This window comes from Paenibacillus apiarius (assembly GCF_017052585.1).
GTDB lineage: Bacteria > Bacillota > Bacilli > Paenibacillales > Paenibacillaceae > Paenibacillus_B > Paenibacillus_B apiarius.
The window spans coordinates 4,741,280-4,753,206 of record NZ_JAFFHZ010000001.1 but is presented as its reverse complement, the minus strand read 5'-3'; the positions used below and the strand labels follow the sequence as shown (position 1 = coordinate 4,753,206).

Below are 11,927 nucleotides of genomic sequence, written 5' to 3'. Positions count from 1 at the left end.
TATGCCATGACAGCATTGCGATATGTTCGCATTCAATCTATAGAAGATCCTTTGTTTGCCCAAATGCACACGTTAATGGGCCGCATTTTTCCGAAAGAGGAAGTGCTGGAATTCAATTTATGGAAAGAACCGCTGGAGGACCCGGATATTCGCGTATTCGTCGCTGTCCATGGCGAGGAAGTCGTCGGCGCGACCGAATATCGCTTCGTGGAATCGCTGAACGTAGCAATGACTGACTTTACCATTATCGGCCAACCCGGACTCGGCATCGGCCGCTTTTTGTACAAAGAGCGGGAACGCGATCTGCTGCAAGCCGCTAAAGAGGCGGGCACATCGCTGATCGGCATGTTTGCCGAAATCTACGACCCTTACCGCGTAGAAGATTTTTCGTTCGGAGGCGTGCGTCCGATGGATCCCGTCGTTCGGCGCGAGGTGCTGTCTCACCTCGGCTATGAAAGATTGGATTTCCCGTATGTGCATCCCTCATGGTCCAACGACGGCGAAGCGGTCAGCGGACTCGACTTCTGCTTCATGCCGATGCAGGATCATAGGCATGACGTGCCGGCAGAGCTTATCGTTGCGTTCCTGCAATGGTATTACGCCGTGCTGCCGAACAAGCCCGAGGCTTGGTATGGCATGATCGAGCAATTGAAGCAGCGGGATAACGTTGCTTTACTTCCGCTCTAATGGAATTGCCCATCGGCGATTCCCGGGAAATATGGCAGTTTCTGTCATTTTATTGCGAAACAGCAAATAAATAAGCAAGCATAATCGGCCATCGGGTGCATATCGGCGTCGACTTTTGTCACGGAAAGCAGGATACTGTAACATTGTGCGCTTTCCCGAGAAATAAATCTGTTCGTCGCGGTGGCAGCAAGGCGCGGTTAAACATGAAGGGGCTGTCCCACAAGGTCTGCGGACGGTTCCCGCTCGCGGGTTGCCTCAATTAAGCCAAGGGTGGATTTTTCAACCATAAGCGAAAATGGCGGAGCAGGAATAGCCTCTTCCCTGCCCCGCCATTTTTTTGCGTTCACGCTGCCGTTACAACATGCCGGACCTATCCTGCAACGCTGAGCTTCGCCTGTCATACAGTACAGCGAGGCCGCCGCAGATCATTCCGCTACACAAGGCCGAACAGTCTCCGGCACCGTCCCGGCCGCTCTGCCCGGAACGTCTCCACGTTGCCTTGATCCATCATCGTTACGTATACTGTTCGTCCGTCTTCCCCGCCAAACGTTACGTTCGTGCAATTGCTGCCATGCAGGCGCACTTCCTCGACAAGATTGCCTTCCGGCGAGAAGATAGCCACGGTCCCTTTGCCGAACCGGCTCACGTACAAATAGCCCTCCGTATCGCAGCGCATGCCGTCCAGCCCGTAATCCGGGAACTCGCGGAACAATCTTTTATTGGATATATTGCCTTGTTCATCCAGGTCGTAGGCCCATATCCGGCGCTGAACGGATTCGTTGACGTATAACGTTGCTTCATCGGGGCCGACCTCAATCCCGTTAGTCGTGCCCATCCCCGTCTCTAACAGCGTCATCTCGCCATTTGGAAGAATGCGCCACAATTGTCCGGTATCATGGCTCCAATTCGGATCGCTGGCGAAGACGATATCATTGGCCATAATGGCAATATCGTTCGGTTGATTCATGTCCGGGTTATGCGCCAGCACCTCAAGCCGCTTCGTATCGAACGCATACCGGTATATGTTGTGGCCTGCATAATCCGCGATCAGCATTTCGCCGTTGCGGTTAAAGCGAATTCCATTCCCGACGCTTCCTTCTGGAAGTTCGAGAAAGACGGAGCATTCGCCCTTGGGCGTAACTCGTCCAATCGTGCCTTCACGCTCATAATTGACCGCGTACAAATTGCCGTCCTTGTCGCACGCAGGTCCTTCTACGCCATTGGTAAAGCCATGCGGAGCTGTGAATACCTCGCTTGTGCGGCATCGCGCCGTAAGATCGACCTCGCTCATTTTTCCCGCTCCTCCCCATTAGACTCATCCTTATTCCATCATTCGGCACCCTGATAAGCAAGCTCAGCCACATGAATGAATATGCCGAATATAATGAATACCGTTAATTACACATGAAATGGACAATTGAGCGCCCAACATTCAGACGCCTTAGCGCGCACGTCCGTGGTCGTCCGCGTCGTCTTCTCCACCGTCGCCGTTATCCGACTGAAATACGCGCCGCGCTTCTGTTTCCTGCACATACGCTTCTATCATGTCACGCTTCAATTCCCAAGCCTTCGTGCTTATATCGACATGGTATCGCTCTGGATTCGTCTTGCGCAAATATTCGGGCCAGAATAGCTGCAGCTGCTGCTTGTGATAGTCCCGAATTTCATCCAGCGACGGTCGGTTGTATACCAGTTCACCATCGCGGTATACCGGATGCAGGAGTCGTTCCGCATCGTATTGATCTACATATTTGTGCATATACGGGTGAATTGGATCGAACAATTTAATTTTGGAACGGCGTTCCACGTCGTCTTCTTCCGATAAGCAGATGTAGTCGGCGATTGCCTTCTTCTTTTTCTTATGAATAATGCGGTATACATCCTTCTTGCCTGGTGTCGTCACCTTTTCGGGATTGGCCGATATTTTAATCGTCGGATGCATCTCTCCGTTGACTTCCCGGGACACCAGCTTGTATACCCCGCCTAATGAAGGCTGATCCGATGCCGTAATCAACTGCGTGCCGACGCCCCACATATCGACGCGCGCACCTTGCAGCTTCAAGTCAGAGATCGTATACTCGTCCAAATCGTTGGAAGCGCAAATCTGCACATCCGTCAGGCCGGCTTCATCCAGCATGTTCCGCGCCTGGATCGACAAATACGCGATGTCGCCGCTGTCCAGACGAATCGCTTGCAGTTCTTTGCCCCGTTTCTTCAGCTCGAGGCCAATTTGAATGGCGTTCGGAATGCCGCTGTGCAGCGTATCATACGTATCGACCAGCAGCGTTACTTGGTTAGGCAGCGCCTCGGAGAACACTTCGAATGCTTCCCGCTCGTCTTCGAAGCTCTGTACCCAAGCGTGCGCATGCGTGCCTTTTGTCGGAATGCCGAAGCGTCTGCCCGCCAGCATGTTCGAGGTCGCATGGAACCCTGCAAGGTAAGCCGCCCGCGCTCCCCACAACGCCGCATCCGCTTCCTGAGCCCGTCTTGTTCCGAACTCCATCAAAATATCGTTGTGCGCCACCTGCTTGATCCGCGATGCTTTGGTCGCAATCAACGTTTGGAAATTCATGAAGTTTAATAGTGCGGTTTCAATTAATTGTGTCTCAAAGACGCGTCCTTCTACACGGATAAGCGGCTCGTTCGCGAAGACGAGCGTGCCTTCGCGGACCGCGTCAATATGCCCGGTAAACCGGAAGTTCCGCAGCTCCTCCAGAAAATCGGCATCGTACTGCTCTTCCTGTTCACTTAAATACTCGATATCCTCATCCATAAAACGAAGCTGTTCGACATACTCCACAATCCGTTCAAGTCCGGCAAATACCGCGTATCCGTTGTGAAATGGCAGCTTGCGGAAGAAAGCTTCGAATACCGTATGCTGGTTATGCGTACCATGCTTCCAGTGCGCGTACATCATATTGATTTGATATTTATCCGTGTGTAACGCCATAGACGTATTCATCAGTTCATCCTTCTTTCTGAGGTCCCTACTGTCGGTGGTATCGTCTGTCGTTAATATCCGCTAACGATAGAAGCTCCTAATGTATTGCGGAAATGCTGCAGCGCCCATTCATGCGCTTGTCCATTAAATGTAGCGACAGCATCTTCGTGAATGACAATCTTGTAGCCCAAATTATAGGCTTCGATCGCCGTATGCAGCACGCAAATGTCCGTGCACACGCCTACCAAATGCACTTCTTGAATGCCTCGGGCACGCAAGCGCATGTCCAAGTCCGTACCGCAAAAAGAGTCGTAGCGCGTCTTATCCATCCAGTATATGCGAGCTTCGTTCTGCTTGTATATCTCTTGCACCCGTCCATACAAATGCCGTCCGTCCGTGCCTTTAATGTTGTGCGGCGGGAACAGCGCCGCTTCTGGATGATAAGGATCCTGCTCTTCATGAATGTCGACCGCCATCACGACATAGTCGCCCGCAGCCGTAAACTTCTCCACCAGATTCGCAATGCGCTCTTCAATATCAATAGCCGGCTGTCCGCACGGAAGCCGGCCGATAACGAAGTCATTCGTATAATCAATTACGACCAACGCCTTCATGGCAGATCGTCCTCCTTTTTCACCCTTGCCTAGTTATAGGCAGCTTAACGTCATTATGACAAAATGGCGGTAAAAGTCAACCGATAACCTATCCTTTGGCGACAAAGGTGCCTGTTCCCATCGTTCCCAAGCGGCCCTGATCGTCGGTAACCGTTCCATATAATGTAAGCATCCGGGTCGTGGCGCTCACAACATGGGCGCGTACCTCCAGCGTCCCGCCCTTGAGCGGATGCACGAAATGAACATTCAAATTGCTCGTCACGACGTTCGCGTTCGGCCGTGCCGCAGCAGCGGCAATTCCCATTGTATTGTCGAGCAAGGAACTCAACACGCCGCCATGGACGATGCCGATCATATTCAGGTGATGCGGCTCCACCTTCAGCTTTACGACAGTCTCATATTCATCCACACGGACTAGCTCGCAGCCCAAGTATCCCCAAAATGAAGCTTTGGCCTTTTCGGCCATCTCGTTCCAGCGGTTCATCTGATCATTGTTTGTTTCACTCATATGCCTCCACCTCACGATTGTTCAGCTATTTATAACAATTAACCGGAATGGTTTATGTACTCATTTCTATATATAGTATATACGACGCTCATCTACAGATCATCCCAAAGATTACAGCACCTGTTCTGTGAAACAATGCGGCCGATCGTCCATGCCAACGATCGGCCGTTGTATAGATGTATTTTACGATGTCCTATATAGATACCACTCTATTCAGAATGAGGCGGATTCGTTTCAATCTCCTGCTTTTTTTTCCTGCTGCCTGCGCAGCGTCTCCTCCTCTATCAATTTGCGCCGCAGAACTTTTCCGACCATCGTCTTCGGCAGTTCGTCGCGGAATTCATAAATGCGGGGCACCTTGAAGGCCGCCAGCCTTGCGCGGCACCATTCCTCCAACTTCTCCTCGCTTACGTTCAAGCCTTCTGACCGAACGATAAAGGCTTTGACCGTCTCGCCGCGATACGGATCGGGCACGCCGATGACGACGGCTTCCTTGACTGACGGATGCTCGAACAGCACCTCTTCCACGTCGCGCGGGTACACTTTGAACCCGCTGGCATTGATCATGTCTTTTTTCCGATCCACAATCGTAAAGAACCCGTCCTCATCCATCTTCGCCAGATCACCGGTCAGCAACCATCCCTCGTTGAGTACCGCTTGCGTCTCTTCCGGCCGGTTCCAGTACCCTTTCATCACCTGGGGTCCGCGTACGGCGAGCTCTCCGATCTCCCCTGCAGGCAGTGGCTCTCTCGTCTCAGAATGAACAATCTTCGTCTCCGTATCTGGAAACGGAATGCCTATCGTTCCGTTCTTGCGCAAGCCCTTCAGCGGATTCGCGTGCGTGACCGGCGAAGCCTCGGTCAACCCGTAACCTTCAATGAGCCTGCCTCCCGTGATGGATTCGAAGCGTTCCTGCACCTCCAATGGCAGCGGGGCGGATCCGCTTACGCACGCCTTGATCGAGGACAGGTCGTACTTATGAACCTCCTTATGGTGATTGATTGCGATATACATCGTCGGCGCTCCCGGAAAGACAGTCGGACGCATCTTCTGAATCGTCTCCAACACTTGCTTCGTATCAAAGCGCGGCAGCAGCACGAGCACGCCTGCCAGATGCATCGCATAGTTCAACAGCACCGTCAGACCGAACACATGGAAGCAGGGCAAGGCGGCCAGGAAGATTTCCTGTCCCCGGCGGGCTTCAAAAAACCAATTAGCGGTTTGAATCGCGTTGGACACCAGATTGTAATGCGTTAGCATGACGCCTTTTGCCGTGCCAGTCGTTCCGCCCGTATATTGCAGCATCGCGATATCATGCTCCGCATCGACCGGACAGCTGACCGGATCTGCAGAACAAGACTTCAGCCAAGACTTGAAGCGGAACACGCCCGGCACATCGGGTATGTCCAGCGATTGACCGTCTTTTTTCGCCTTCAGCGGGTAGAGCAAGCTTTTCGGAAAAGGCAAATATTCGCGGATGGACCCGACGATGAATTGCTGCAGCGGGGTGTTGCGCTTAATTAGGTGCACGCGCGGGAACAGAATGTCCAGCGTCACGATGACTTTTGCTCCGGAGTCATTTAATTGAAACGCCAGTTCCCCCTCCATATATAACGGGTTCGTCATTACGACGATGCCTCCGATGAGCAGCGTGCCGTAGTACGCAATCACCATGTGCGGACAATTCGGCATCATAATGGCAACGCGGTCACTTGTCTTTACGCCAAGCGAATGCAATCCATTCGCAAAGCGGTAAGCTGATTCAAGCAGCTCCCGGTACGTTAGCGACACTCCCATAAATTCAATAGCCGTCCGGTCCGGGTACTCTGCGGCTGCCTGAACCAACAACTGCGCGACGTTATGCTTCGGATAGTCGAAGGACGGAGCCACTTCTGCGGGATAATAGCGAATCCAAGATCGTTCGCCGAGCATGATTACCCTCTCCTTCCTCTCTCAGTATACGAATTGCAGTTATGGCAGTTCATCGTTCTCATCAACAGGTGGCATAGCGCTCAGCTCCAGCACCTCGAATCCCCCGGCCGCCCCCATTCCGCGTTCATGCGATTCCGATCCAGGCCGGGAAATCGCTTTCAGCTAATGACTCAGCGCTTCTGGACCGAGTGTGTACGGATGCAGCCTGCCCGACAGCCGTTGCTTGTGCAGCCGTTCCGCGTGATGAAATATTCGATAACGGATGTAGAACGCGCGTCTGCGGATCATTTCGACAAACATGCCGACGCCAATGGAAGCAACGATAATAAGGACAAGCCATTTAACATAAATTAGCATTCCATAACCCCTCCTCCCTCTGTCTGACGTGAATATATGCGTAACTATTGCCAAACAACAGCCGGGAGGATTGCCCTTGCTTGATGGATATGTAGACTGGTTAGAAAAAATGCAATTCATCTCCCAGGTTGTCCGGCGGTAAAATAGGAGATATCTTGCCCGTCCGGACATATCATGTATTAAGAAGTCATAACTCGAGGTGATTTCATGAGCATTTTTGTCCTCATCAAGCAAACCTTCGATACCGAAGAAAAGGTCGTCCTCATAGACGGAGCACCTTCGGAAGATGGAGTAAAGTGGGTCATTAATCCGTACGACGAATACGCAGTAGAAGAAGCATTGCGATGGAAGGAAGCGCATGGCGGCACCGTGACCGTGCTAACTGTAGGTCCAGAGCGCTCACAGGGAGCGTTGCGCACCGCCCTAGCCATGGGTGCCGACGAAGCGATCCATGTCGTTCCTCCAGAAGGAAGCGGGCCGGCGGAGGATGAATATGTCATCTCATCTTGGATTGCATCCATCCTGCAGGAGCAGCAGCCGGACATCATCTTTGGCGGTCATTTCAGCGTCGATCAGGGAAGCGCCCAGATTGCGGTTCGCGTTGCGACGATGCTTGATATGCCGCACGTATCCGCCATTACCGTACTAGAACGAACGGGAGACAACTTAGTCAAGGTGCATCGGGATGCCGAAGGAAATACAGAGCTGCTCGATGTAGCATTGCCTGCCCTATTTACGGCGCAGCAAGGATTGAACGATCCGCGCTATCCTTCTCTTCCGGGAATCATGAAAGCCAAACGAAAACCGATTCGCGTCGTCACCGCCGCTGAGCTCCCGCAAGTCCCCACGCTGGCTCCCCGTACGGAACGCCTGGCGTTGGAGCCGCCGCCGCCGCGTCAAGCGGGACTTCTGATCGCAGGCGATACCGCAGCTCAAGTACAAGAGCTGATTCGCTTGCTGCATGAAGAAGCAAAATGCATTTGATTATAAGAAAGGAGTGATGCGATATGAGCCGCACTTATGCTGTCATCGCCGAAATGCGGGGGAACCAACTGCGTCAGGTATCGTTCGAGGCGCTCGGCGCCGTTGCGCAGATGGCCTCAGCCGGCGACCGGATTATCGCGCTTGTCATTGGGCACGAATTGCAGGAAGCCGTACAAAGCTTGTCTATGCCTGGAATCGCCCAAATCTACTGCGCCGAGGATGAGCGATATAAATATTACGACTCGGAGGCGTACTTCTCTGCGTTGCGCGTTTTTGTAGAGCAAGAATCGCCGGAGGTCGTCCTTTTCGGACATACAGCGATGGGACGCGATCTTGCGCCAATGCTAGCCGCCCACCTTCACACCGGGCAAATTTCCGATGTCATCTCCATTTTGCCAGATTCGGACGGATTCGCCTTCCGGCGCCCTGTCTATGCAGGCAAGGCGTTCGAGACCCGGCGATTTACGACTCATTCGAACCCCTGGATCATTACGATTCGTCCAAATAATTTCCCGGCACTCACACCGGAAGCGGGTGCGCTGCCGACACAGGCGCCGGTATCCTCCCCTGCGGTCGTAGCTCTTCCCGCTCCCGCGCCTTCGCTGCGGACCGTAGTCCGCGATGTCGTTACGAAGATGAGCGGATCGATTGATTTGAGCGAAGCCAAAATTATCGTGTCCGGCGGGCGCGGCGTCAAAAGTTCGGAGGGCTTCAAGCCGCTTGAACAGCTGGCTCGCGTATTGAACGGAGCAGTCGGCGCATCACGCGGAGCTTGCGATGCCGGCTATTGCGACTACGCCTTGCAGATCGGCCAGACTGGCAAGGTCGTCACGCCGGAAATTTATTTTGCTTGCGGTATCAGCGGAGCGATTCAACATTTGGCGGGAATGAGCCAATCACGCGTCATCATTGCAATCAACATTGACCCGGAGGCTCCCATCTTCCAGATGGCGGATTACGGCATTGTCGGCGATTTGTTCGAAGTCGTGCCGCTCTTGACTACGGAATTCCGCAAGATGCTCGTTTAAAGCGCCGCCTTGATTTGGGCTTAATCCAGAACTTGCATCCTTACATCGTCTCTGGTCGCATCGGATCGGACGATGTAAGGCTTTTTGTCGTCATTGTAATCATATTTTCACAGAATCAACTGTAAAATTACGGAATAAGTGGTATAATGGTCTCACCTATCATTCTCAAGTCCTATCGGATCACTTCATAAAGGAAGGTGTTTCCGTATGTTTGCCCGCTTAATGTTAAAGCGCTTTTCTTTTAAGCTGTATCGCCGCGACGGCTTGACGCTGGTCGAGGTGTTGGCTGCTGTTGCTATATTTAGCATGCTGCTTATTGTTTTTATCACTCTGAGCGGCTTCGTTCAGCAGACGGACAAAGCGATGGGCCGCTCTCACGAGGCCGTCACGATCGCGGAATCGTTCCTCCATCAGTATCGATCCGAGCCGCAATCAATCGGCCCGACAGGAATCACCCGCGACGATGTGCGCGCCCATTCCGGCCAAGCCAACACATACCAAGTAACCATCCATCCGCTACAGCCATATGTAGACGGCGCAGCCCCCGCTTCCCTATCTGCTGATCATCAAGCTGTCGTGCAATCGATCGTCTACATGAACGAGTCACCCTATCATAATCGGCCGATGCTGCTGACGGTCTCGGTCACATGGGAGGAATCATGATGCGCATTCAGTCCTGCATCCGCAATGAACGCGGGTTGACGCTGCTGGAGCTCATGGCGGCCTTGCTCATCACTTCCGTCATTCTCGGCGGAGCCCTGTCCTTTTGGTGGAGCTTGCAGACGAACAGCAACATGATTGCTGCCGCGCAAATGCAAGAGACTTCCGTCCGCTGGACAAGCAAGCAGTTCCATCATCTTATCTCGGAGGCTTCTATCGCCGCCCTCGTATCTCCGCAGGAGATTCGGCTTCGAGTTGGCAATGACTACCGCGCCATCATCCATCATTCTTCCAAGGAGGAGTGGAACGTGTACTCATTCTCCGTTCCGCCCGGATTATCCGATGAAGCTGCAATCGCCCAGCTTGCCGCGGCTTCCGTCACTTTCGAATCGAATCCCGATCGCTATCGCTATCAGTATTCGCTTGCCCATGACATGCCGGCTGCTCCGCGCATTCGCATCGTTCAATTGCCGGATGGAACAGCAGTGAACACAGCAACGTTGCCCGCCATTGCTCAGGCGGGAAGTCTTCTGGAAGCCGAACTGGAATTCCAGAGCATCGGCAGGGACTCGATGGGGCGGCCTGAGCTAACGTCCGGCAATGCCAGCTCACGCTACACGCTTACGGCAAAATTGATGAAGGATCGGTAATGCAAGCTCGGCTGGACTTATTTGAAGAAAGGGACTGATACCGTGAACAAGTTGCATTTATGCATGCGAATTCTGCGCCGGGAACGCGGGAGCGCCATGATGATTGTATTTTTGTGCATGATTCTGTTATTTCTGACCGTCCCGCTCTTGCTCCAGATCGTCGGCACTGGGGTCGTGCAGCAGCATCTAAGCTCTGAACAGCGGATTGCGCAGGAAATGACGGTAGGCAATATGGAAGGCTATATTGCCTATTTAAACCAATTTCAACGCAAGATGGGCGGAATAGAAGTCACTGCTGATAACTATCGCAAAACCTACGCAGGATTGGGCAACAAAACCGTGCAAACGGGAAGCGGCTGGTCGACAATCGTAGGCATGAACGATATTACTAATAGTGGAGAGCTCCCTGCTGATATTCATAAAGATGCGGATCGCTTTTATATAAAGAGCGAGGCCTCCTTGCAGAAAGGCGAGAAAGAAATGATTTACTCCTTCTTGAAGTCGCCTCGCTTCGGAGACACAGTCGTATCGCCGAATCCGGATGATCGCGACTGCACGTTGGATAGGCTGCTGTTGCAGGGGAAATACATGGATCCGTATCAAGATAAATGGCAAGACCCGCCTATACATGTCAAGCAAAGCGGCGATGAAGAGGACGGACCGGAGGATGTTGTTATTCGACAGCATTCTGACTTGCAGTCGCCTATCGGCAAATTTTTAGCGGACAGGCAGAAGGACAGCTTGGCAATGACAGCTCCTTCCCACGATCGCAGCTGCGGGAGCAAGTGTCAACATGACTTGTCTGAGGTCGACAAGCCGGAAGCCTTGGCAGGAGAAACGATTAAACTCGATATCGACGTCGTCGATCGTAATGCGCCGCAAGCCTCGTACACAATCGGCGCCAAGGATCGGCGCGTACATATCGTTGGGCATAATCTTACATACGACTCCTACGTGAACGCGGAAATTTACGGGAACATGCATGTATCATCGTTAACGCTGCACAATGGCGGGCATTTAACGATTCATGGCGATCTCATTATTGACGGACCGCTTGCTGCAAGCGACTGGAAAAATGAGTACGGAGCCACGATCGAACCCACTGTTATCAAGGCCAATCGCATCATCGTAAAAAACAAGCTGGAGGTAAACGACAATGCTCAACTGCTGGCAACCGAGCTGCTTTACGCTGAAAGCATGACCTCCAGCGGGAATTCCACAGTGGGAGGCGACCGGATTGTCGTTCTTGGGCAGTTGACGGTCAATAATCGTATCTTTACGGATCCGGCTCTCACGCGGGACATTATAGCGGGAAGCATCATGCTCGGAGGCGAAAATACGATAAACGTGCGCGGAGATGTTTTAGTGAAGGACAATCTGACCGCGAACAACAATGTTATATTTGACTTTGGAGGCACGCTTGCTGTAGGCGGCGATATGGGGCTGCAAGGATTCCATAATCGGTTCCTGCTGCGGAACGTTAGCGACACGTCCATCATCATCGATGGAGGCATCTGCATCGGCATCCCCGATTGGGATCCGCGCCGCGAACAGTAAGAACCATAG

At 52.7% G+C, this 11,927-nt stretch carries 12 protein-coding genes; 6 read left to right on the top strand and 6 right to left on the bottom strand.

The features are described 5' to 3' along the window. Positions 1 to 6: 6 nt before the first annotated feature. The gene (locus JSQ80_RS21250; RefSeq protein WP_176392758.1) at positions 7 to 687 is read left to right on the top strand and encodes a GNAT family N-acetyltransferase; all 681 of its coding nucleotides are present in this window, start codon (positions 7 to 9) and stop codon (positions 685 to 687) included. A gap of 433 nt (positions 688 to 1,120) precedes the next feature. On the opposite strand, the gene JSQ80_RS21245 is transcribed toward JSQ80_RS21250, so the two are convergent. The 6 genes from JSQ80_RS21245 to JSQ80_RS21220 form a co-directional block, all read right to left on the bottom strand. Then, complete coding sequence (locus JSQ80_RS21245) at positions 1,121 to 1,978, bottom strand: SMP-30/gluconolactonase/LRE family protein (RefSeq protein WP_206096589.1); 858 nt, start codon at positions 1,976 to 1,978, stop codon at positions 1,121 to 1,123. Positions 1,979 to 2,128: 150 nt separating this feature from the next. Further along, positions 2,129 to 3,649 carry a nicotinate phosphoribosyltransferase gene (locus tag JSQ80_RS21240; RefSeq protein WP_206096588.1) on the bottom strand — a complete coding sequence of 507 codons (1,521 nt, stop codon included), beginning with the start codon at positions 3,647 to 3,649 and terminating at the stop codon, positions 2,129 to 2,131. Positions 3,650 to 3,699: 50 nt separating this feature from the next. After that, positions 3,700 to 4,242, bottom strand: coding sequence for a cysteine hydrolase family protein (locus tag JSQ80_RS21235; protein WP_206096587.1), 543 nt, complete (start codon positions 4,240 to 4,242; stop codon positions 3,700 to 3,702). 88 nt (positions 4,243 to 4,330) lie between these two features. Beyond that, a complete protein-coding gene (locus tag JSQ80_RS21230) occupies positions 4,331 to 4,750 on the bottom strand; it encodes a PaaI family thioesterase (protein ID WP_087432933.1) in 420 nt (139 codons plus the stop codon). 234 nt (positions 4,751 to 4,984) lie between these two features. After that, a complete protein-coding gene (locus JSQ80_RS21225) occupies positions 4,985 to 6,682 on the bottom strand; it encodes a long-chain-fatty-acid--CoA ligase (RefSeq protein ID WP_206096586.1) in 1,698 nt (565 codons plus the stop codon). A gap of 162 nt (positions 6,683 to 6,844) precedes the next feature. After that, entirely contained in the window at positions 6,845 to 7,039 is a 195-nt protein-coding gene (locus tag JSQ80_RS21220; protein WP_206096585.1) for a hypothetical protein, read from the bottom strand. Between the two features lie 207 nt (positions 7,040 to 7,246). Between JSQ80_RS21220 and JSQ80_RS21215 the strand changes: the two genes are divergently transcribed. From JSQ80_RS21215 to JSQ80_RS21195, 5 genes are all read left to right on the top strand, one after another. After that, positions 7,247 to 8,023, top strand: coding sequence for an electron transfer flavoprotein subunit beta/FixA family protein (locus JSQ80_RS21215; protein WP_087432930.1), 777 nt, complete (start codon positions 7,247 to 7,249; stop codon positions 8,021 to 8,023). 23 nt (positions 8,024 to 8,046) lie between these two features. Further along, on the top strand, positions 8,047 to 9,051 hold the full coding sequence (locus JSQ80_RS21210) for an electron transfer flavoprotein subunit alpha/FixB family protein (protein ID WP_206096584.1): 1,005 nt from the start codon (positions 8,047 to 8,049) through the stop codon (positions 9,049 to 9,051). Between the two features lie 207 nt (positions 9,052 to 9,258). Beyond that, entirely contained in the window at positions 9,259 to 9,714 is a 456-nt protein-coding gene (locus JSQ80_RS21205; RefSeq protein ID WP_087432928.1) for a type IV pilus modification PilV family protein, read from the top strand. After that, entirely contained in the window at positions 9,711 to 10,361 is a 651-nt protein-coding gene (locus tag JSQ80_RS21200; protein ID WP_240463741.1) for a PilW family protein, read from the top strand. The genes JSQ80_RS21205 and JSQ80_RS21200 overlap by 4 nt, the downstream gene beginning before the upstream one ends. A 42-nt stretch (positions 10,362 to 10,403) precedes the next feature. Continuing rightward, positions 10,404 to 11,918, top strand: coding sequence for a hypothetical protein (locus tag JSQ80_RS21195; protein ID WP_206096583.1), 1,515 nt, complete (start codon positions 10,404 to 10,406; stop codon positions 11,916 to 11,918). Positions 11,919 to 11,927: the final 9 nt, after the last annotated feature.